Source organism: Salinibacterium hongtaonis (assembly GCF_003065485.1).
GTDB lineage: Bacteria > Actinomycetota > Actinomycetes > Actinomycetales > Microbacteriaceae > Homoserinimonas > Homoserinimonas hongtaonis.
Genome location: NZ_CP026951.1, coordinates 2,690,515 through 2,712,464 on the forward strand (window position 1 = coordinate 2,690,515; position 21,950 = coordinate 2,712,464).

Consider the following 21,950-nt stretch of genomic DNA (forward strand, 5'->3'; position numbering starts at 1 on the left):
TTATCAGTCGCTCAAGCATCGTCTATTGCCCGCGTGCATCAGGCAGGCGTTTTCTAAACTGATCAGTACAGCGTCACACCTCAGGTTCCATCAGTGTATTAGACAAATACTAAACCGTTTCGTTTTGCATGTCCCGTGGTGCACGAATGCGACAGTGGGGCTAGTGTTGAAAGAAGTCGACACGAAGGGCTCCCGATGACTGCTGTGCAACCGACTCCGAAGCGCGCCGCGCCGCGGTCTCGAGGAGCGGAGCGTAAAGAGGACATTCAGCGCGTCGTCCTCGAGCTCGTTGCCGCCCGAGGCATCGAGGGGGTTACCGTCGACGCGATCGCGGCGGCGGCGAAAGCCTCCAAAGCAACGCTGTATCGCCGGTGGCCCACAAAAACCGATCTCATCCGCGAGGCAATCGAGATGTCATTCGGCGGCGATCGGCCGCACGATCCGGGCGACCTGGGTTCCCTTCGACTAGAGCTTCACGCGGTGCTCAGCGGCGCCGCTCGGATGCTCCGCGACAATCGCCGGCTCATCATCGCTCTTATGGATGGCGCCCAACGCGACGCAACCGTTTTTCGGCTCATGCGCCAAGAGACTCAAGAAAACGTGCGCGAGGCAACCCAGCGCCCGCTCCTCCGCGCAATCGCCCGCGGCGAGGTCGGCCCCGACGTGAACCCTGACCTCGTCACCGATATCGCCTTGCCGATCATGCACCATCGCTCAATCTGGAATGAGCCGATCGACGACCGTTTTCTTGATCACCTGGTCGACAACGTGTTGATGCCCCTCGCGAAGGCAGCCATGCCTGCTGCCTCCCGCAATGAAGCGCCCTCCGCGGTCTAGCCCACCCCGTGCAGTGAGCTGAGACTCTCTGCGCGCCCGACTCCGGGGTGAGCGGTTGCGAGCATCGCCGCAACGAGCTGCTGCGTGTAGGGCTGTGAAGGATTCCGCACGACGTCATCTGCCGGTCCGCACTCCACGAGTCGACCCTTCTCCAGCACAGCGATGCGCTCCGACATATAGCGAACGACTTCGATGTCGTGACCGATAAACAAATACCCCAGCCCCGTGTTGCTCTGCACCTCACGGAGCAGGTTGAGCACCTGGGCCTGCACAGATACATCTAGCGCCGTCACCGGCTCGTCGCACACGACGAGGGACGGCTGGCTCATCATGGCCCGTGCGATGGCTATGCGTTGCCGCTGTCCGCCCGAAAATGCCGCAGGAAAGTTGTCTTCTGTTCCCGCGGGCAGGCCCATCCTGCTCAGCAGGCTCAGCATCCGTCCCGTGCGTGCGGCGTCACTGCGCGGGATCCCTTCGAGAAGCGTGGCCCCGATGCGTCGCACGGGGTTGAGCGTGCTGTTCGGATCTTGGAACACCGCGCGAATGTGCGAACCGAAGGCACGGCGACCCCGCGCACTTAGGGCCGTCAGCTCGGTGCCGCGAAAGAAGATTCGGCCTGACGTCGCGGGAACCAACCCCAGAATCGCCCGGCCGATCGTTGACTTTCCCGACCCGGACTCGCCCAGAAGGCCGAGCGTCTCTCCTTCAGCAATCTCGAAGCTCACATCATCCACGGCACGGTGACGGCGAGCGCCCGACCCGTAGTCGACAACGAGGTTCTCAACCACGATCAGCGGCACATCTGACATCTCAGATCCTCTCCGTCAGCACGACGCTGACCGGCGCGACATACAACTCTTCGGCGAAAAGACAGCGACTCTGCTGGTCGACCCCGACCTGCACCAGCGGAATGTGAGATTGGGTGCACACGGGCTTCGCAATAGGGCACCGATCAGAAAATCGGCACGCAGCGCGGTGGGAGCCCGGGGCGGCAACCTGGCCCGCAATCGATGGCAGCGGCTTCGACCGATCAGAGTCTGCCTTCGGCCTGCATTCGAGCAGCGCGTGAGTGTAGGGATGGGCGCTATTCACGAGGAGATCTTCAAGCCGACCCGATTCTGTGATCTGACCCGCATACATAACGATCGCGCGATCGCACAGATAGTCGACAACATCCCAGTCGTGGCTCACAATCAGCAGCGCCATCCCCGTCTCGCGCTGCAGAGAACGGAGCAGGTCGAGAATGCCCAGCCTGATGGAAGCATCGAGCGCTGTCGTCGGTTCATCGGCGATGAGCAAAGCCGGCTCGCCCGCGATAGCACGAGCAATGGCGACTCGCTGGGCGAGGCCGCCCGAGAGTTCGTGCGGGTAGCGCCGGCCGACCACCTCGGCGTCTGCGATCTGCACCCTGCGGAGCAGCTCAAGAGCCCGGGCCTTCGCTTCGGCGCGGCTGACCCGATGGTTGAGTCGCACGATGTGGGCGAGCAGATCACCGACACGCATCGACGGCTCCAGTGTGCCCATCGGGTCCTGAAAGACGTAGGCGACAGATCCGCCCCGATACGACTGCAGAGGCTTGCCCTCAAGGTCCAGAACGGCCTGATCGCGAAAACGAACGCCGCCACCAACTGTTCTGCCTGCGGCCGGCAGGATGCGCGCGATCGCGCGGGCCACAGTCGACTTGCCGCAGCCGGATTCGCCGACGAGCCCGACCGCTTCACCCGGGCCGATGTCGAAGCTCACGCCGTCGACGACCAGCACGTCACGACCACCCGCCGAATACTCGACTTTCAGGTCACGCACGGCGACGAGGGCCGATCCCGGCTCAACCGGCAGAGATGGTTCCGTCTTTCTGCGACGCCGAGACACCCCGGTCCACGGATCGACCGTCGCCTCACGCACGGTGTCACCGAGCACGGTGAGCGCCAACACGGAGATCGCGAGCACAACCCCGGCGACAAACATCGGCCACTGCGAGCGAGAGAGCACGAGCACTGCGTCTTGAATCATGCCACCCCACGTGGGGTCTGGAGGCTGCGGTCCGAATCCGAGGAATGCGAGGCCCACAGTGAAGGAGATGCCCAACGCGGCTATGAGAGTCGCCTGCACGAGCAAGGGGCCGACGATGCGGGCGAGGATATGGGTTGCCATAATCCGCACGGGCGAAAGCCCCGCTACGCGTGCCGCATCCACGAAGTTCTCATGTCGGACAGCAATGACGGCACCACGAACGTTGCGGATGACGGGAGGGCACATGAGCACACCCAACAGCGCCATCGCCACCCAGAACAGGCCGTCGAAGACGCTCAGGATCACGATCGTCATGATGAGAACGGGCATTGCAAGGCCGATGTCGGCGATCGTTGCGATGGCGCGATCCCACCAACCCCCCAAGTACCCGGCACAAATGCCGAGCGGGATGCCGAGAGCGAGAGACACAAAGAGAACGATTCCGGCGTACCCAAAGGAGGGGATGCCCCCGAAGAGCAGCCGGCTCAGCAGATCGCGGCCCAGCTGGTCTGTGCCGAGCAGGTGCTCAGGGCTCGGGCCGGCGAGAGACCGCACAAGATTGATCTCGTTCGGTCCTGGAATCGGCAAGAACGGCGCCATGAGGCATGCGCCGATGATGACGAAAAGCACTGACGCGGCCGCGACGGCCAGCGGTCGGCGCATGAGCCGCGAAAACGGCCCACGAACGGGCTTCGGTCGCGGGAGGGCAAGCGATCGGGTCGTCATCATGTTGTCCGCGCTTTCGGGTTGAGCCAGCCATATGCGATCTCTACGAGAAAGTTGACGATGACGACCCCGAGGCAGAGCACGACGACCACGCCCTGGATGACGGGAAAGTCACCGGTCTGCGCCGAACTCACGACAAGGCTGCCGAGCCCGGGGAGAGAAAATACCGTCTCGGCGAAGACCGTGCCGCCGAGCATTGCGATGAAAAACACTCCGACGAGCGTGACGATAGGGATTGCCGCATTGCGCAGCACATGCCTCCAGATAATCCGCCTCTCGGACATGCCGTCAGCGCGAAGGGCCGCCACGAAATCCTTAGCAAGCGATTCCTGCATGGAATCCTTCGTCTGCTTCGCGATGCCCATCATGGGGGCGGCAACGAGCGTAGCGACGGGGAGAACGAGCGAGTGCAGCCATCCCTGAATCGAGTGTGCTGGAGTGATGTAGCCGGTGGCCGGAAACAGCGGTGCTTGGATCGCGAACCACGTAACGAGAAGGAATCCGAGCCAGAACGGGGGAACAGCCGAAGCAACCACTGCCACCCACTCGAGCACGCGACTAACCCAGCCGCCTCGCAGCGCCCCCACCATACCGATCAGGAGACCTCCGACGGTGGAGACGATCAGGGCGAAGACAACGAGGCTCATCGTGACCCCGATGCGCTGGCCAATCGTGGCCATCACGGGTTGTGAGGTGAGCAACGACTTGCCGAGATCGCCCTGAAATGCCGAAGATACCCAGTTCCAGTACTGCACAAGCAGTGGCTGGTCGAGGCCGAGCTGGGCCCGGACTTCGGCAAGCCGCTCGTCAGTGATCGAGTTACCGAGAACCGTCGCGGCGGGATCCCCCGGCGCGACCGCAATGAGAAGAAAGGTGAGAAGCGAGACGATTACGAGCAGCGGCACCGCAAGCGCAAGGCGCCACAGGAGCAAACGGATCACGGAATTGGCACCTCGTCATCCCCAACCCAGGTGGCATAGGGCTTCGGCGGCACCGGCACGAGCTGCGGTGCTCGCTCCACACTGTACTTCGTCTCGAACGAGATGGGTTCGTCGGGGCGGCCCGGCCCGTTGGGGATGGGTGGCTCCGGCGGAACAGGGCTGTCGACGACGCTCTTGCCGACTTCACTCGCCCACGTCTGATAGACGTGAAGATGCCAGATCTTCCACCCTTCGCTCGTGCGAAGGAAGTCGACCGAGTAGGTGCACCAGTACCAGAACTCGATGCGAGGGTTGCCCTCCACCCAGAAGAAGCGATGCACCTCGTGGCCGGGGGAGTTCCACACGGCCTTAGCCGTCTTCGCGTCGCCCGCGACCTCGATAATCGGCGTCGTGAGCGTGTGTTCGACGAGCTCACCTCGGCGGTCGGGCCTGGTGAGTTCCTTCTCGAAAGTCACGCCGAAGCAGCGGTGGGCAGCATCCCGCCCACGCCAGATTCCCGCGGGCATTTCGATGAGCACGTCGTCGACGTCTGCGAAGAGCTCCACAATGTCAGCGTTGCGGTAGGCCGAGTGGAGGTACTCGTAGGTGCTCATCACGTTCTGTATGGCCTGGGCGGCTTCGAGCCGTTCGATGCGCAGGCGGAGATCTTCGTCCACAAACAGCTCCTTCTCAGTACATCGCCTCGGCGTGAGCCCCGAGGCCCTGACCGAGAAGAACCCGACCCGCGAGCACTTGAGCGTGCCGCCAGTCGAGGGTCGTGTGGTTGCGCATGACGAGCGTGTTTCGCGCAATTCTGTCGTAGTCGGCGCCGTCGCGAAGAACGCTCGCCCCCGCCGCCTGAATGAGCGTGTCAACAGCCTTGAATGCCTCAACACCGCTTGCCGCAACATCCAGGTTCAGCTTCGCTCGCTCGTCCATGGAGGGCTCTGCCGTGCCGGGAGCGTAGAGCCGCTCGGTGCGGCTTACCGCGTCATCGAGCAGGAGTCCGGCAACCAGGGCCTCCTGTGCTGCGCGGCCATAGGCTGCGTGCGCCTCAGGCTCCTCAAGGTACGGAACCCCGCTGGCCGGTCGGATGCGCTTCGCCATCAGCTGAGGGAAGAGCTCAAGCGCTCCCTCAGCAGTGCCAACGGCGACGGCGCCGTGAATGAGGGACAGCACGCGATACATCGGATATTGCAGGGCCGCATAGGAGGGGTAGAGGGCAGCCCCGTCATTCTCCCGCGACGAATACTTGATGAAGTCGGTCACCCGATGCTGCGGTATGAACACATCGTCTAGTACGAAGTCGGTGGAACCGGTCGCTTTCATACCCGGAACGTGCCAGGTGTCGAGAACCTCGCCATCCGCCACTTTCGAGATCACAGCGAGAGGGCCTTCGGCGCCCGCCGCAGCGACGACTATCCACTTCGAATGCAGCACCGCTGATGCGAAGCGCCATCTACCCGTGACTCGGTAGCCGCCGTCGACGGGCACCGCGGTACCCGGGGGCGCTGCAACGGCCGCGGCGAGCGCGGGACCGTCGGCGAATACCTCAGCCTGAGCAGAGGCGTTGAGCCGAGAAAGCAGCCATTCGTGGGACATGAGAAATGCGGCAACCCACCCAGCCGATGCGTCGCCCCGCGAGAGAGCGCGCACAATGTCGATGAAGGCGCTGAAACCAATCGCCGAGCCGCCTGTTTCTTTCGGCCGCATGGCCGTAAAGAACCCCGCATCGCGAAAAGCCTCGATCTCTACGTCGGGAAGCCTGCCGATGCGCTCGGCCTCGTCAGCATGTTCGCGCAGAAGCGGCACGAGCGCCACGGCTCGAGACACAAGTGTGGCCTCATCGACTGCAGTATCAATCACAACAAATCCTCTGTATCGGACGAAGCTACGGGATGCTCGGCAGACCACCGGAGAACGTCGGATCAAGGTTGCGACCGAGAGCATCCTTGCCGGTGAGTTCTGCGAGCGGATCGAAGCGGATAGCACCGTGTGACGCGAGCACCCGCAGGTCTCGATGGGCTCTCTGGATCGGGTTGCTCAGCAACGCGACAGACGAACCGAGCGCCTCTTCGAGGTCGGCGATCGCGTCGCGGCACAGACGAATCGCAAAGATGAGGTCCATATGCGTGCGCGATGCCTCGGTCGCTGTGAAGTCGAGGCCCTCGAGGCTGTTCCTGTCGATGCCATCCGCGATGCTCTGCACAACGGAGCGGGCTGCATCGATGGCAGCCTGCGAGCGCCCGACAACGATCTGGGTGCCCGGTGAGTCTGCAATGGTTGCGTACGGAAGGTTGAACGGTGTGCGCTTGGGCGCCGAGCTGAGGAACGACTCCAGCGCCCCCTCCGCGAGGCCCAGCGCGACTGAGGCAAGGTTAAGAGTGATCGCAACGATGCGGGCTTCGCTCGGCCAGCCGAACGCGAGGCCGGCAAACCTTTCGTGCAGTCCGTTCATGCGGTCGGGCATCTCGTGCAGGTCGAAGAACCGATCTGTGGGGATGAACACATCATCGTCAGCGACAATCGAGTTGCTTGCCGTGGCCGACATGCCGGTGACGTTCCAGTCCTCGATGATGCGACACGTCGAGGTCGGCAACAGGGCAAGGCCGCGGCTGGGCGTGCCGTCGGGTTTCACATAGTCGGCACCAACCATCGCCCACGTCGCTGTTCGGCATCCGGTCGCAAAGCCCCACTTGCCTTTGACCTTCCACCCGCCCGAAACGGCGTGAGCGGAGCCGACCTGACGGGCAAACACGGAGGCCCCGACGAGACGCGGCCCGGGAACGTCGGCGGACGACGCGAAGACTTCTGCCACAGCTTCGTCTGAGTAGGCCGAAACTAGGTTGTGGTTCGTCGCGGCAGCCTGCGCGAGCCAACCGGCCGAGCCGTCACCGCGGCCGACGGCCTCAAGCACCTCAACGAGGTCGCGGGCACCGGATGCTGTTCCGCCATATTCGATCGGTGTGCCGAGATCCCACACACCGATCTGCTTGAGCTGACGGTTCACTTCGTCGGCGAGCCCGCGCCCCTGTTCTGCTGCGGGGCCGAGCTTCTGCATTTCTGGCACAAACTCGAGCACCTCGTCGCGCATACGGCGCCCGGTGTCGGTGAGCATCGAGCTCGGCGTCAGCGTGTCGCGAGCCGACAACTGCTCAACCTTGACTGCTTCAGTCACGTTCTTGTCCTTCTTGCTTGAGGTGCGGTGAGATCTCTCGACCTCGCGCCGGTCGGTGGCGCGGGTTCAGTCTTGGATGGCGCCGGGGGGCGGTGAAGCTGCGCTCCAGTGCTCGGTCATCCGCCCGCCTCCCACTCGAAACATCGTGGGGATGTTGCGGCGGGAGCCATCTGGGTTGCTTGCTTCGAGCAGAAGCGCCGCAATGTCGCCCTCGACGACAACACAGACGGGCATGGGCGGCCAGAGGTCGATGCCGGCCGCAGCTGCCCCCTTGAAGAATCTCGCCAGCGGCTCGCGGCCGTCGGTGAGGTGGGCGTCGTGCTGCTTGTAGCCTTCGTCGATGAATCGTTCGAGGAGAGCATCGATATTGCCCGCGATGTCGCCCGTAGCGACAACCATGGCCATCTGCCGCTGAAACTCGACAGCGATGCGCTTGACTTCGCGAACCTCGGGGTCGTCGGCTTTGATCAGCTCTTCTATGAACTGCTCGTCGTCGACCCAGCTGCGAAAGAAGCCTGGGTCGGCGATCGTCGCCAAGGGCCCTGCGAATGTGTAGGGGGGCAGGGCCGCCGGCGTTGCAGCGGCCCGTTCCTCGCTCAGTTTCCGCTCCACGATTCTCCCTTGTTGGGGGAGATGGGGTTGGGCTCCGGCGTCAGGTACGACGCCGGCACGCTCTTCACTCCGGGCTGAACCGCGGTCAGACGGGGAACCGATATCAGTGTCACGGACCACTGGATCTCATCAATCGCTTCGGTGACCTTCACGAGAAGCTCGTCCTGCTCGTCGGCCGGTGCCGTGACTGCCGCGGTGAGGGCGTCGGTGACGCTCATCGGCAGGGGCTCGCCGTTGGGGTTGATGGGGCCGACCCCCGACATGCTGCCTGTGACGTGTCCAAAGACGTTCGCGCCACCGGCGTTGTAGATGTAGGCGGGGAACCCTCCGTCCGTAAGGATCTTGCCCATGAGGGCGGTGAAGGGGTCATCGTTTCGCTCAAGCGTCACGTTGATTCCCAAGGCCTGCAGTGCTCCCTGCACTGCTTGGCCGAGAAGGTTGCCCGGGTCCATTGCCGACGGGGATGTCACGACGAGGTCGAATCCGTTGGGGAAGCCAGCCTCGCTCAGCAACTGCTTGGCCCGGTCGAGGTCATACGCGTAGGGGTCTTCTCCCGTGTGCCCGGGAAGGCCGACGGGTGTCGCCGAGCTCGTGGGCGTCGCGAATCCGGCGTAGAGCGACGAGTTGAGATCGTCTCTCGGGATGGCGTGCGCAATTGCCTGGCGAACGCGGACGTCTGCAAGGGGCCCCTCCGTGCGATCGCCGAAGACGAGCATCGCGGTTCCGGATTCACCGATTCCGAGGGCACCCTTTGACATCTGCATGCCTGCTGACTCTGCCTGGCCCGCAAGTGGCGCTAGGAGGGAGACCGCATAGGTGACCTGTCCGCTCGTGAGTGCGCTACCCAGGGCCGAGGGGTCAGAGAACGGCTTGATTACGACGGTGTCGTAAGTGAGCGTCTCCGGTGCGAAGTAGTGCGGGTTTGGCACGTAGGTGTACTCGGTGCCGCTGGTCGACTTCTCCGGGTCAAGCTGGTACGGGCCCGCGCCGTTGGTTGTCGCCTCGATCGACTCGGGGTCTGCGGTGGCGGCCGGGGCCGTGATCATCGCGAATGCGCTGTCCTGGTTGAGCAGACTGAGTGCGTACGACTGCGGCACGGGGTTTTTGAACGCAATCTCGACGGTGTCATCGGCGGTAGCCGTCACCCCTGCGATCTGCGTGCCGTACTGCTGCAACTTCGGCGACATCGTCGTGAGAAAGCGCACCATTGAGTTCGCCACAGCATCGGCATCGACCTCGGTGCCATCGCTGAACTTGGCATCGGAGCGCAGCGTGAGCGCGATCGATGTGTTGTCTGGGGCGAACTCCCATGACGACGCCAGGTATGGTCCGTACTCCCCACCCGCGGTCTGGTAAACCGGGGTCGCATAGGCGAACTGGTTGTACGTGGGCAGGTTGGAGTAGATCGGGTCGAACTTGCCGACATCCTGCGTGACACCGACGATCAGTGCCCCGTCTGTGCTGGACTCAGACGGCCCCGTGTCAGCGGCGCAGCCTGCGAGCATCAACGACGCGCTGGCAAGAACGGCTGTGGTCCATCGGATGCCGCGGCGGCTTGGCCCGCTTTGGCGTGCGTGTTGCAGTGACTTCATTGTCTACTCCAGGGTTTGACGGATGCGATTTCTGCGCGGCGGTAGCCGTCGCGGGTCAGTCACCGCAAGTGTGTACTACACCGGACTGTTCTGTCAACGAATGTCGTTGAGAACGTAGTGGCCTCGCGCAACTTCCCCGTATTTACGGGGAAGAATGGCCATCGCTCCTCTCAATGAGGTAGCGTACGCAATCGTACACTTACTAGAGGAGCGCATGATGGCCAACCCCGACTACCTCGAATCAAACAAGCGCCTGGTTCTCGATTACTTCCACGACGTCGTCGCGTCGTTCGATATCCGTCCGCTGCCGCGATTCATTGCCGAGAACTTCGCCCTGCACGGCGCCGATGATCTCGTGGGGATCACGTCATTCGAAGAGATCCTCCTGCGGGACTTTGCCGGAGCTGGCCCCCTCGCGCCGGAGGACGTGAAAATGATCCCGCCGGCGTTCGTCATCGCCGAAGGCGACCTCGTCACGATCGCCTTTTACATGCCCATGGCCGATCCCGACGTTCCCGGGCAGCACTACGACTACTTCGGGTTCAACACGTACCGGGTCGAGAACGGCAAGATCGCCGAGCGCTGGTCGAACGAGCATCGTTACGCCCGCCCCCAGTTTCTGCCCCAGGCCGCTTTCGGCAAGCACCCAACGCAGCCTCGGCTTGTCGGCGAGACAGATCTCGAAAAGAACAAGCAGCTTGTCAGCGATTTCTACGATCAAGTATTTGGCACCCTCAGTCCCGACCGCGTGAAGGATTTCGTGGCCCAGGATTACCTTCAGCACTCCTCTCACATGCCTCAGGGCCTCGCTGGGCTAGAGGCCTACGTCTCGGAACTTGCGGCGCAGGCTCCCGAGCTCCCCGAGGGAGCAGCCCCCGGCAGCCCTCCTGCGCCTGCCGTACTGCATGCCGAAGGCGACATCGTCGTCATCGCGGCCCAGTTGCCTCAACCGCTGCATGATGAGCCGACGGGCAGCTGGAACTACTTTGCCTACGACGCCTACCGCGTCCGAGACGGAAAACTCGCGGAACACTGGAGCGGCATCGACAAGCACGCTCGACCGACTCACCCCTAGACAACCGGGCACTCGTTAACAGGCGCCTCCCCGCACACTGCAGGGAGGCGCCTCACTGCGCTCCGCTATTGTGCCGGGGGCTCGTTCGAGCCCAGCAGACCAGATCCATGGCGCGTCCATGCGCTGTCGTTAAGGGTCGCGTGTTGCGCGAGCGTCAGGATGTCGCGGAGTCGGCGCTGCAACGGAGCATCGTCGAATATGCCGCGAGCACCATTCGTGCGAAAACACGTCTCGACAACGTCGATGCAGGCATCGACAACCCACGCGCAGCTGGCCGCGGAGCTTGTCATGAGCTGCATAAAGTCGGTCTCGTCATCGACTTCGCGCAGGGCGGCAGCATCCTCGCGGATGAGCGCCCGAGCCGCGCGCAGGGTTGTCGCCACGCGGCCGATCCGATGCTGAGCCACGGGGTCGTCGGCGATGCTTGTGCGGGCAAGCGCCCTCGTCCTTGCCGACGCTGAGGCTGCAACATCGTCCAGCGCGCCCTGGGCAACCCCGATTGCGATTGTTGCGAGCTCATAGCCGAACTCGATGAGCGGGTATCGGGTGATGCCGGCAACGCTCGGCACCGCTCCGCCGAGATCGAAGGTGAACTCGTCGGCGACAAATACGCCAGCGAGCGCGAAATCCTGGCTGCCCGTGCCCCTCATTCCGAGCGTTTTCCAGGTGTCGATGATCTCGGCCGCGTCCTTCGGCAGCACCATCGCCCGCATCGACGGACGACCGCCAGCACCGATCACCGGTTCGCCGTCTTTGACGACAATGCAGTTTGCGAACAGAAAATCCCAGTTGTCGCATCCGCTGGCAAAGCCCCACCGACCGTCGACGAGGTAACCACCGTCAACGACGGTTGCTCGCCCCTGGGGGCCGAACGCCCCTCCGATCGTGACGTCTGGGTTCTCGGAATGCAGTTGGTCAAACGTCGACCGGGAGAGCCAAGAGAAAACGGCAGGGCTTTGGATGCCGATGGTGGTGGCCCAGGCCAGCGACCCGTCGATTCGCGCGAGAGCCTCGATGACGTCGAGCACCTCGTCCGAGGTAGCTTCGAGCCCGCCATGGCTCGCCGGCAGCAGCAGGCGGTAAAATCCGGCCTCGCGCAATCGGTCGTGGATATCCGCGGGCACGCGCTTGGCGCCCTCGAATTCCGCGATGCGGTCACGGAGTTCATCCGCAAGTCCGTTCACCGCGGCGAGCACGGTCGCTGCACTCGTGGTCATACTGGGCGCGTCTATCATCGCGATCCCTTTCCAAACGGCATCGTCGCCGCTTCATGAGAGGATAAGTTGAACTAAACGGTATCGTACCGTTAGGCGTCGGCATAAGGAGAAATATGAAGCTGTTGATCACGGGTGCGTCGGGCAAACTCGGTCGGGCGACGATAGACCATCTGCTCCGCCAGGTAGACGCTGCGGATCTCATCCTCGCCACCCGCTCGCCGCAGACGTTGGCCGACTATGCAGCGCGAGGGGCCCGCGTAGTCGAAGCCGATTTCACCAAGCCAGAGGGGCTCGCACACGCCTTCGCCGGCGCCGATCGCATGCTGCTCATCTCGACGGATGCGCTCGGTCAGCGCGAACCGCAGCACCGCGCAGCTATCGAGGCGGCGGTCAGCGCCGGCGTTAAGTTCATCGCATACACCTCGTTTCCCTCCTTTGGAACAGACGACCCGCTTTCGCTCGAGCACGCGGCCACCGAGCAACAGCTTCGGGAAAGCGGACTGCAATGGTGCGTCCTGAAGAACTTTCCCTATGCAGACAATGAAATTGACGCCCTGCGTGAGGCGCTAGAGGCCGGCGAAATCGCGACGAGTACGGAGGCGGGCGAGACAGCATTTGTCTCGCGCGACGACTGCGCCGCGGTTGCCGCGGCAGTGCTCACGGGCACGGGGCACGAGGGGCGCACCTACGACGTCACGGGGCCCGAGCTCATCGATGCAACACGGCGGGCGCAGATCTTCACAGAAGTGGGCCAGCAGCCGATCGCGGTTCGCCATGTCGACGACGCCACGGCATCGCAGGAGCTTTCGGCGAAGAGCGGCCTGCCCCTTTTTGTGGCCCTCGATATTGTGAGCAGTGTTGCTACGGCGACCCGCAGCGGAGTATTCGCTGTGCAGAGCGACTCGGTCGAACGACTGACCGGCAACCCTGCCACCCCGCTGCGAGCCGTCCTCGAGCACGCCCGTCATCACTGACGGTCGGCCCTCAGGGCCGTGGGCGAGTCACCACACCGCGAGGCCGCCCGGCCCATTCGCACCCGTGATGAAACTCTGGTTCACGTCTGCGCCGTCGAGGGTCGCGCGCCCGATGGTGCCGTTGTTGTTGCCCCAATAGATGTAGCTGCCGTCGACGGCGAGACCGGCTGGAAAGTCGGCTCCGCCGATGAAGCGGTAGTTCGCGTTGGTTCCGTCTTTATTGACGCGGCCAATCGCGTTCTCCTGCATATTCGACCAGTAGATGTAGTCGCCATCCACTGCGAGCCCCACCGGCAGCGGCGAGAGAACGAACCCGCTCTGCACGCCCGTGTTGATGAGAAAGTTCTCGTTCACGTCTGTGCCGTCGAGCTTGGCCCGGCCGATGGTGTTGGCGACATTGGTCCAGTAGATGTATTCGTTGTCGACGGTTACGGCGTTGGGCATCCGCACTCCCACGTCAAACGAAATGAACTTCTGGTCAACCTCAGTGCCGTCAAGCTTGGCCCGCCCGATTGACAGCGTTCCGTTGTTAGCCCAGTAGACGTATTCGTCGCTCACCGCGATTCCCACGGCAAAGTAGACGCCCTCCGAGATGAACTCGTGGTCAACTTCGGAGCCGTCGAGCGTGGCCCGTCCGATCTGATTTTTGAGGATGTTCGTCCAGTAGACGTAGTCACCCCGCACCGCGACACCGCTCGGGAATCCGATCTCAGAGACGAGGCTCTGGTTGACCTCAGACCCATCGAGGCTCGCCACGCCGATCGTGTGGGCTGTCGCCTTAAGCGCCTCGTTCTTGAGGATGCCGTTGTTGGCCCAGTAGATGTGGGTCGCCACATGAGGTGCCTGTTCTTGCTGAGGGCTGGAGACGGGCGCTGGCTCTTCACTTGCACGGGGAATTTCTCCCGAGCCACAGCCCGCCAGGATCACCACCACTAGAGCAGAAACGCCCAGGCCAACGGAGCGTCGCCAGCCTCGAGAAATGCGAGAGGGAGATGTTGCGCTTCTCATAATCCTCACCACACCGCTAGTCCGGCAGGGGCATTAGCGCCGGTGATGAAGTTCTGATCCGCGCCGGAACCATCCAACTTCGCCCGCCCGATGGTGTCGCTGTTGTTTGCCCAGTAGATATAGGTGCCGTCGACGGCGAGGCCAGCCGGAAAGTCTGCTCCCTCTATGAACTTCTTGTTGCCTTCGCTGCCGTCCAAGTTGGCCCGCCCAATCGCGTTGTCCTGCATGTTCGACCAGTAGATGTAATCGCCGTCCACCGCCAACCCGATCGGCACGGGCGAGAGGATGGTTTCGCTCTGAGCTCCGATATCGGCGATGAAGTTCTCGTCGACCTCTGTGCCGTCGAGCTTCACCCGCCCGATCTGATTGACCCAGTTGCTCCAGTACAAATATTCGCCGTCGACGGCCAGGCCGTTAGGCACCTGGATGCCGTCAATGAAGAATCCGTTGGGCTCACTGCCGTCGATCTTGACCCGCCCGATCGAGTTCGTGCCGTTGTTCGACCAGTAGATGTAGTCATCGTCGACCGTGATGCCGTTGGGGAGCCTCACTCCGTCTGTGACGAATTTCTTCTCCACCTCGGTGCCGTCGAGCTTCGCCCGACCGATGGAGCCCTCTTCGATGTCGGTCCAATAGACATACTCGCCTCGTGCGGCGATGCCGCTGGGAAACGTGATGCCTGAAACCAGACTCTGGTTGACGGTGGCCCCGTCGAGGGTCGAGACTCCGATTGTGTGGTCGGTGGCCATAAGCGGGTCGCTCTTGTGGATGCCGTTGTTGCCCCAGTAGAGGTGGGTCGCGACATGCTCGGCCCCCTCCCCCTCCTGTGGTGCTCCAGCGCTACAGGCCGCCAGAGAGATGGCCAACAGAACGGATGCCATTCCCGCGACCACGCGCGTCACGGGGCGAGTCATCGTCGATTTACTGCGACCGATCACTGAACGGCCGTTCCGTCTGGGGCTACGATCGACCACTTGCCCTCACCAAAGTTGCTGTTCAGGCCGTGACCCCCCGCTGCACCAGCGGAGTTGTCGCCTCCGAAGCTATACAGCGGAAAACCGTTGATCGTGAGCTGCTCGAAGCCGTCGTGGCTCCACACGGCGAACTCGCCCGAAATGCCCTCCCCGACCGCGAGCGCCGCAAGGTCGCCCGTTACGGGAGACCAGAAGCCGAGGCACTCGGGCACGTTGCACTGAGGATCCGCCACGCTGTCGTCGGTGAGGAGGTACACAGAAAATCCGCGATCATCGACCAGCGCTGTCACCCCTCGCCCGTCAGCGAGAGTGACCGTTGCCGCCTCGAGCGCTGTCGTCAGCAACTCTGCCGGCGCCCCACCCGGCGGCACCTGGCCCGGTCCGGGAGCGGGAGCGGGAGCGGGAGCGGCCGAGGATGACGGCTTTGCGCTCGGCTTTGCGGAGGAATCTGTCGCGCCTTCTCCCGCAGAGCAGGCGGTGGCACCCAGCAGCACTGCCGTGGTGAGCAGTGCGGTAGTCAGAATCTTGTGAATCGTCATTTTCCGTTTTCTCCTGTCAGCGGTAGACACCGGGCTCGACGACCCCGGCGTAGTAAAGGAAGTTGGCGTGGCTGTAGTCCCGACTGCCGGCGATCTGGCTCTGGCGGTCGGGTCCGAACTTCAGATCGGTTCCGAGGAAGGGTTCAAAATCTGGTTCCTGATTGAGATAGCTGCGGGCGTCATCCCGCATCAAACCCAGCAAGGTTTCGGCCACGATTCGCCCGCCGACTGGCCCGAGTGAGAGGCCGTCATTGACGATGTCGGCTTCGGCGAGCTCGTAGTACCACATGGGTGTGGCGGTGGCAAACGGTGCGTAGACGCTACCGATCTCCTGGAGATCCGCCTCGCTGAGGGGGTCGACACCGAGTTCGCGCGCTACGGACTGCCCCGACGGCAGCGCCCAGGTGAGCACGCGCAACAGGTTGCGCTGAGGGAGCGCGGCCTTCTCGACCTCGGCACCTCCGGGGATCGCAGCACTCGGCAGCGTGTAGAGAGTGGTGGTGATCTTGGGGTTGATCTTTCGGTTGTGGAGCACCTGCCCGTCGCCGAAGTCGAAGTAGGACTGCCAGCCCAAATAGCGTCGGGGCGCGGCATACCCGCCGAGCATGTCGGGTCGGTCGAAGCTGCTCGCATCGTGGAACCGAGTCATCGGGATCGACGCATCGAAGGTCAAGCCGTAAAAGGGCGCCTTGTTGGGGTCGCTGCTCGCCCCGGTGCCGCTTGAGAAATTCGCGCGGTATGACGGGTCGGTCTGGCTGTGGCCGAAGCGGTAGGAGCCGGAGCTGAACTCGATGGGCATGTAGGCGTTTCCGCGCGGCGGCTTATAGAAGCGGTTGCCCTTTCTCAGCACGTCGCGAACGAGAGCGCTGCCCACCACCTGCGGAAGGTGTTCGTTGACGATGAGCCAGTGGTAGTGCCACAGCACGACCTCACGAGCCACAAGGTAGCGCTCCTGGGTGTTCGACAGGTCTGCTTGGCGAGCCGTGGGGAACGCCCGGAGATCGAAATCGTCTAGATCGTCGAGCACTCGGTTGTATGCCTGCATGTAGGCCACGGTGAGGCCCTCGAGCATGAGGGTCTGAGAATTGCGGCCGTCTGCCTTGTGCAGGGTCGACGTGCCATCCGCGTTGGCGGTAAACGGGAACATCTCGTAGGTGCCGCCGCTGCCGATCTTCATCCTGGCCGCAGCGTGCTTGCCCTCTCCAGCGCCGTAGAGCATGGGGGAGCCGCTGGGCCCATCTCCGAAAACCGTGTCGAGGTCGAGAGCTGGCGTCACCGCGTTATTCGTGAGCAGCGGATTGGCCGGCGCCCCAAGAACAGAGGTTGCGTCAAAGGTGATGTCGTGGTCGATGAGCTGCCCGAAGAACGTTGAACCGTGGGTCTGTGTGGGGTTGAACGGGCTGCGTCCCCGCGGGTTCGACGGCGTTGGGCTGCCGTTGACCGTTGGGTCGAGCAGCAGCCGCTCCGCTCCTGCAGAAAGGTCGTCCTTGGCATCCATGATGCCGCCCTGCGCGCCCACCTCGAGAAGCGCCTTGCGAACGGTGTCGTCGGGATGCGCGAACGGCTCTCCACGAAGACTCGGCAGCATAATGCCGAACTTGCGAGCGCTTTCGGGGACGCCCTTCGCTGCACTGATGGCAAGGTTCTGCGCGGGCGTCGGTGACGGTGCCGCTGACAGCCCTGGGACCCCGTTGTTCGCAACAGCCAACGCGGCGATACCAGCACCGCCTGCGGCAACTCCAATCCCCATTACCTTGAGGAACTGGCGCCGCGACTTGCCCTCAGCCGCCTTTGGGGTGCTGTCTGGTTCTACGCCGTCGTCATGCTGCTTCTCGCCGACCATTCGGATCCTCCTCGATCTCGTTGCGCCGCTGTGGCTGGCAACAACACCCCGGGACCGCGGGCTGGGCCAGCGCTGGCCTCGTGCAAGACAGTACCGTATCGTATCCTTGCCGCCAATAGCGCGGTCTGCACCGACAGGGCGCGTCACTTTCGATTCAACAACGGGCCGCTTTGAAAGCGGTGTACCGTACGGTACTGTACGGGGTGGCACAGGGTAGTGCCCCCGCCTTCGGGCGATCACTGAGACGGAGAAGCGAGATGACGGTATCCCGGATCCAACCAGGCCGCAGGGGCAAGCGCGCCCTCGCAGCAATACTCGCCGTGGGAATTACCGTGACGCTGGCGGCGTGCAGCCCCGACGCGGCCAGTTCCCCGTCGACCGAGCGCATCTACTGGACGAACAGTGGCACCGAGGTGGGGGTCCCAAACCGCGACGAGGCGGTCAACACGATCGGCATCGCCAACCTCGACGGAACGGACGTCGACCAGGAATTCATCACGGGCGCCAGCTTTCCGATCGGCGTAGCCATCTCGGGCGAATACCTCTTCTGGAGCAACGGTGACCGCAACACCATCGGGCGGGCGAAGCTCGACGGCACCGAGGTCGACCAGGAATTCATGACGGACCTGAGCTCACCCGCCGGACTCGCCGTCGATGACACGTACCTCTACTGGACCAACGCGAGCCACAACTCGATCGGCCGCGCTGCGCTCGACGGCACCGACATCAATGACACGTTCATCACCGGCAATAACTTTCCGAATGCAATGGCCGTAGACGGTGACTACGTGTACTGGACGAACAACGGCAACAACACAATCGGACGCGCGAATATTGACGGTACCGAGGTGAACCAGGAGTTCATGACGGACATCAACGCGCCGGCAGGGCTCGCCGTCAACGACTCGCACATCTACTGGACCAGCCGCAACGACGGCACGGTGGGACGGGCGAACCTCGACGGCACCGACCAGGAGCCGAGCCTGATCACCGGCGCCAACACTCCCCCTGGTGTTGCTCTCACTGACTCACACCTCTACTGGACAAGCAGCGATGGCACCGTCGGACGAGCGAACCTCGACGGCTCGGATGCTAAAGCAGACTTCATCACCGGCGGCGATGGTCCCGGTGCACTGGTGATTCTCCACAACTGATGGCTGCCGCATCCATGAAACTCGCCACCGCACCGAGCTCCGCCGATCACACCGTTGGCACCGGCTCTTCACACCTCAACGGAGGCCTCTCGGCCGATGACTTCAAACTCGCGTTTCGAAACCATCCGGCCGGAGTCGCTGTCATCACCGCCGACTGCGGTGACGGCCCCGTGGGCTTAACCGCCACGTCGGTCTTCTCCATTAGCGCAGAGCCACCGCTCCTTGTCTTCTCACTATCCTCGGCATCCTCAAGCGCCCCGACAATCGCTCAAGCGGAGACGGTCGTCGTGCATCTCCTCACCGCCGAAGAGCTATCTGCCGCGCGGCTTTTCGCCACCAGCGGTGTGGATCGCTTCGCCGACGGTAACAGCTGGAGTCGGCTTGCCACGGGTGAGCCCTATCTGCTCTCGACTAACTCCTGGATTCGGGGACGAATCGTAGACCGCATGCTCGCGGGGGGATCGACCGTCGTCGCAGTTCACGCGCTCGAGGCGCGTCTTTCTCCCGACGCCGAACAAGATCCGCTGGTCTATCACAACCGCACATGGCACCGACTGGGTGACCATTCTGTGCTGACGGACTAAGCGCAACGCACCACCCGCCCCCGCACCGGGGGGCAGGCTAACGGCCACATTCTTTGAAAGGAAAACATGCCAAAACTACTCATCGTGATCGCGAGCACCCGACCCGGGCGCGTCGGTCTACCGATCGGCAACTGGGCAGCTGAGGGCGCCCGCGCTCATGGAGGTTTCGACGTCGAGGTCGCCGATCTCGCGGACCTTGCACTGCCGTTCCTGGACGAACCCGGCCACCCGCGAATGGGCCGCTATGAACACGACCACACGAAGGCGTGGAGCGCAACGGTCGACAGCGCAGATGCCTTTCTGTTCGTGACTCCTGAATATAACTACGGCCCGCCCGCGAGTCTGCTCAACGCAATCTCGTACCTCTTCTGGGAGTGGGCTTACAAGCCCGTTGGCTTCGTGAGCTACGGAGGAATCTCTGCAGGACTCCGCGGCGTTCAGGTGCTCAAGCAGATCGTCACAACCGTGAAGATGATGCCGCTATCCGACGGGCCATCGATCCCCTTCGTCGGGTCAACTATTCATGACGGTGAGTTCGCGCCGTCGCCGATCGTGGCAGAAACCCTGCCGTGGCACCTGGACGAGATCCTCCGCTGGACCAACGCACTGGAGCCGCTTCGTCAGCAGGTTCCGCTGCTCCGGCTCGAAATGCCGCCAGGAGCTCCGCCCCGCCCTCCGGTTCCCGCGGCGTAGTCTTCTCAACTCACAAACACAGGAGGGGCCCGGCTGCTGCCGGGCCCCTCCTTTTTGTGCCGCGTTTATTCGCACTCCGTTTTAGCGGAACGTGGTTCGCATCTCACCGACCCCCTCAACCCACGTGGTCAGGAGCTCTCCCGCCTTGAGGAACCGCTTGGGGTTCCGAGCGTTGCCCACCCCACCGGGGGTGCCGGTAAAGATGATGTCGCCGGGGTAGAGCTCCACCACGCCTGAGAGGTGCTCGATGAGAGCGGGCACGGAGAAAATGAGCTTGCCCGTGCGCCCGTCCTGCATCACCTCTCCATCGATCCGGCATCCGAAGCTCAGGTCGTCGGGGTTGGATAGCTCGTCGATGGTGACGACCTCTGGTCCGATCGGGCTGAATCCCTTGAATGATTTGCCCAGGCTGAACTGCGGGGGGTGAGCACCCAGCTGCAGGATGCGCTCCGACAGGTCCTGCCCGATCGTCAGGCCAGCGACGTAGTCCCAGGCGTTCGCCGCCGAGACGTTGAGCGCGGATCGGCCGATGACCACAACGACCTCGGCCTCCCAGTCGGTGTTGCCTCCCTCCGGCAGGTCGACCTCGGAATACGGCCCCGTGATGCTGTAGGGGTACTTGGTAAAGACCGCGGGCACCGGCGAAACCCCAACGGGGCTCTCGTCGACGTGCGACTGATAGTTGAGGCCGATGGCGAAAACCTGACGGGGGCGCGGAACCGGGGGCCCCCACACGCTCGCCTCAGGCACGGGCGACCCCCCTGATGCGCCCGCCGCCCATGCGGTGAAGTCGTCCCACTGGTCATACACGTCGTGGATGTCAGCCGAAAATCGGCCGGAGCTGGCCTCGGCGATATCGAGCCAGCCGTCTGTTGTCTTCAGCATCGCGCGGGAGTCAATGTTTGCAATACGCATGTCGCTCTCCTTTTCTGTGGAAGGCGCTAAGTCAGCGCGAAAGCAGGCCGCAGCCCGCAGTGGTCATGAGCACGGGCATATTGCCGTCCCACCGGTTGAGCCAGTTGAGGTCATCGGCGTCCCAGACGGTTTCGTCGCGCTCCTTGTCGTAGATGCGCTCGAGATCGGTGTAGAGCTCGATGACCGAGCCGTTCGGCTCCTGGTAGTAGCACGCGATGTTGTGCCCGGCACCGTGTCGAACGGGCCCCCAGATCAGACGGGAACCGGAGTTTGCGAGCCGGTCGCCCAGCTTTCCCAGGTCGGCAATCGACTGCGTCTCCCACGCGTGGTGGTGAAGACCAGTCCAGTCGCTCTTGACGAGGGCGATTCCGTGGTGATCGGGGTTGCAGCGAAGAAAGAATCCCTGGTCTACACCGATGCGGTCGGAGACGCGAAAGTCGAAAACATCAACGAGGAACCGCGCGAAGGCGACGGTGTCGATCGCGCGCACGGTGATGTGGCCCAGCCTGTCGGGACCGATGCCGCCAGAGCGATGATCGTAGCGGCTGGGCCCAAGGTGAACGTGAAAGGTGAAGCCTTCTGGGCCGATGAAGGCGAAGCCCGCCTCAATGAAATCTTCGATCGGCTGCTCAGCGAGCACGCGGTAGCCCCGCCGATCGACCTTCGCCCTAATCGCATCGATCTCGTCGCGGTTCGGAGCAATAAGACCGAAGTGGTCAGCTCCGTCGGTCTCGGAGGCCGTGTAGATAAGGTCCCGAGTGCCCGTTCCTGAGCTGAAGTACGCCTTATCCTTTGTGGTCTCAAGCGGCGTCAGCCCGAGGATCTTCTCCGCATTCTCCATTGACGCCCGCAGGTCGCGCGTAGCGAGGGAGACATAACCAATCTCCGAGATCGAACCAATCGCCATTCCTGAGTCCTCTCAATAGGTCGTGGCTTGGCGCGGCTGCGCCCGCACGGGTCCTTGCGCCTATTAACCCGAAGATTCGCGACCGCGGGCCGAGTGCTTCCGATATTCGGAAGCACTGGCGCGCTTCACGACCCGTCAGAGTTGGATGAAGTCCGATGTGATCGGCATAGATCGACCTAGCGAAGTGGACTA

Annotated in this window: 21 protein-coding genes; 6 read left to right on the forward strand and 15 right to left on the reverse strand. The window is 63.1% G+C overall.

What is annotated here, in order from left to right; all coding sequences use genetic code 11:
- Positions 1–195 precede the first annotated feature (195 nt).
- A complete protein-coding gene (locus C2138_RS12865; RefSeq protein ID WP_108518415.1) occupies positions 196–837 on the forward strand; it encodes a TetR-like C-terminal domain-containing protein in 642 nt (213 codons plus the stop codon).
- Here the strand turns inward: C2138_RS12865 and C2138_RS12870 are convergent.
- From C2138_RS12870 to C2138_RS12905, 8 genes are all read right to left on the reverse strand, one after another.
- Entirely contained in the window at positions 834–1,646 is an 813-nt protein-coding gene (locus C2138_RS12870; protein WP_108518417.1) for an ABC transporter ATP-binding protein, read from the reverse strand. The genes C2138_RS12865 and C2138_RS12870 overlap by 4 nt on opposite strands.
- Before the next feature lies 1 nt (position 1,647).
- Positions 1,648–3,576 (reverse strand): dipeptide/oligopeptide/nickel ABC transporter permease/ATP-binding protein, encoded by a 1,929-nt coding sequence (locus tag C2138_RS12875; RefSeq protein WP_108518419.1) that lies wholly within the window; start codon positions 3,574–3,576, stop codon positions 1,648–1,650.
- Complete coding sequence (locus C2138_RS12880; protein ID WP_108518421.1) at positions 3,573–4,514, reverse strand: ABC transporter permease; 942 nt, start codon at positions 4,512–4,514, stop codon at positions 3,573–3,575. Before C2138_RS12880 ends, C2138_RS12875 begins: the two co-directional genes overlap by 4 nt.
- Positions 4,511–5,170, reverse strand: a complete 660-nt coding sequence (locus C2138_RS12885; protein ID WP_108518423.1) for a nuclear transport factor 2 family protein — start codon at positions 5,168–5,170, stop codon at positions 4,511–4,513. Before C2138_RS12885 ends, C2138_RS12880 begins: the two co-directional genes overlap by 4 nt.
- Before the next feature lie 13 nt (positions 5,171–5,183).
- Positions 5,184–6,359, reverse strand: coding sequence for an acyl-CoA dehydrogenase family protein (locus C2138_RS12890; protein WP_158268806.1), 1,176 nt, complete (start codon positions 6,357–6,359; stop codon positions 5,184–5,186).
- 25 nt (positions 6,360–6,384) lie between these two features.
- Positions 6,385–7,671 carry an acyl-CoA dehydrogenase family protein gene (locus tag C2138_RS12895; protein ID WP_108518425.1) on the reverse strand — a complete coding sequence of 429 codons (1,287 nt, stop codon included), beginning with the start codon at positions 7,669–7,671 and terminating at the stop codon, positions 6,385–6,387.
- 66 nt (positions 7,672–7,737) lie between these two features.
- Complete coding sequence (locus C2138_RS12900; protein WP_108518427.1) at positions 7,738–8,283, reverse strand: nuclear transport factor 2 family protein; 546 nt, start codon at positions 8,281–8,283, stop codon at positions 7,738–7,740.
- A complete protein-coding gene (locus tag C2138_RS12905) occupies positions 8,268–9,875 on the reverse strand; it encodes an ABC transporter substrate-binding protein (RefSeq protein ID WP_108518429.1) in 1,608 nt (535 codons plus the stop codon). Before C2138_RS12905 ends, C2138_RS12900 begins: the two co-directional genes overlap by 16 nt.
- 217 nt (positions 9,876–10,092) lie before the next feature.
- Here C2138_RS12905 and C2138_RS12910 point away from each other — a divergent pair, with 217 nt between their 5' ends.
- On the forward strand, positions 10,093–10,950 hold the full coding sequence (locus C2138_RS12910) for an ester cyclase (protein WP_199286544.1): 858 nt from the start codon (positions 10,093–10,095) through the stop codon (positions 10,948–10,950).
- Between the two features lie 65 nt (positions 10,951–11,015).
- On the opposite strand, the gene C2138_RS12915 is transcribed toward C2138_RS12910, so the two are convergent.
- Complete coding sequence (locus tag C2138_RS12915) at positions 11,016–12,167, reverse strand: acyl-CoA dehydrogenase family protein (RefSeq protein WP_159078245.1); 1,152 nt, start codon at positions 12,165–12,167, stop codon at positions 11,016–11,018.
- A 113-nt stretch (positions 12,168–12,280) separates the two neighbouring features.
- Here C2138_RS12915 and C2138_RS12920 point away from each other — a divergent pair, with 113 nt between their 5' ends.
- A complete protein-coding gene (locus C2138_RS12920; RefSeq protein WP_108518432.1) occupies positions 12,281–13,141 on the forward strand; it encodes an NAD(P)H-binding protein in 861 nt (286 codons plus the stop codon).
- A 27-nt stretch (positions 13,142–13,168) separates the two neighbouring features.
- On the opposite strand, the gene C2138_RS12925 is transcribed toward C2138_RS12920, so the two are convergent.
- From C2138_RS12925 to C2138_RS12940, 4 genes are all read right to left on the reverse strand, one after another.
- Complete coding sequence (locus C2138_RS12925; protein ID WP_159078246.1) at positions 13,169–13,975, reverse strand: DUF5050 domain-containing protein; 807 nt, start codon at positions 13,973–13,975, stop codon at positions 13,169–13,171.
- Between the two features lie 179 nt (positions 13,976–14,154).
- Positions 14,155–15,063 (reverse strand): DUF5050 domain-containing protein, encoded by a 909-nt coding sequence (locus C2138_RS12930; protein ID WP_108997653.1) that lies wholly within the window; start codon positions 15,061–15,063, stop codon positions 14,155–14,157.
- A 20-nt stretch (positions 15,064–15,083) separates the two neighbouring features.
- Positions 15,084–15,662 carry a COG4315 family predicted lipoprotein gene (locus C2138_RS12935; RefSeq protein ID WP_108518438.1) on the reverse strand — a complete coding sequence of 193 codons (579 nt, stop codon included), beginning with the start codon at positions 15,660–15,662 and terminating at the stop codon, positions 15,084–15,086.
- Positions 15,663–15,678: 16 nt separating this feature from the next.
- Entirely contained in the window at positions 15,679–17,505 is a 1,827-nt protein-coding gene (locus C2138_RS12940; protein ID WP_108518440.1) for a peroxidase family protein, read from the reverse strand.
- 257 nt (positions 17,506–17,762) lie between these two features.
- On the opposite strand from C2138_RS12940, the gene C2138_RS12945 reads away from it, so the two are divergent.
- From C2138_RS12945 to C2138_RS12955, 3 genes are all read left to right on the forward strand, one after another.
- Positions 17,763–18,659, forward strand: coding sequence for a virginiamycin B lyase family protein (locus C2138_RS12945; protein WP_108518442.1), 897 nt, complete (start codon positions 17,763–17,765; stop codon positions 18,657–18,659).
- A 14-nt stretch (positions 18,660–18,673) separates the two neighbouring features.
- Positions 18,674–19,243, forward strand: a complete 570-nt coding sequence (locus C2138_RS12950; protein ID WP_108519146.1) for a flavin reductase family protein — start codon at positions 18,674–18,676, stop codon at positions 19,241–19,243.
- A gap of 66 nt (positions 19,244–19,309) precedes the next feature.
- Positions 19,310–19,936 (forward strand): NADPH-dependent FMN reductase, encoded by a 627-nt coding sequence (locus C2138_RS12955; RefSeq protein ID WP_108518444.1) that lies wholly within the window; start codon positions 19,310–19,312, stop codon positions 19,934–19,936.
- An 81-nt stretch (positions 19,937–20,017) separates the two neighbouring features.
- Here the strand turns inward: C2138_RS12955 and C2138_RS12960 are convergent, their stop codons facing one another.
- Both C2138_RS12960 and C2138_RS12965 read right to left on the reverse strand, forming a co-directional pair.
- On the reverse strand, positions 20,018–20,851 hold the full coding sequence (locus C2138_RS12960; RefSeq protein ID WP_108518446.1) for a fumarylacetoacetate hydrolase family protein: 834 nt from the start codon (positions 20,849–20,851) through the stop codon (positions 20,018–20,020).
- A gap of 31 nt (positions 20,852–20,882) precedes the next feature.
- Positions 20,883–21,758 carry a VOC family protein gene (locus tag C2138_RS12965; RefSeq protein ID WP_108518447.1) on the reverse strand — a complete coding sequence of 292 codons (876 nt, stop codon included), beginning with the start codon at positions 21,756–21,758 and terminating at the stop codon, positions 20,883–20,885.
- Positions 21,759–21,950: the final 192 nt, after the last annotated feature.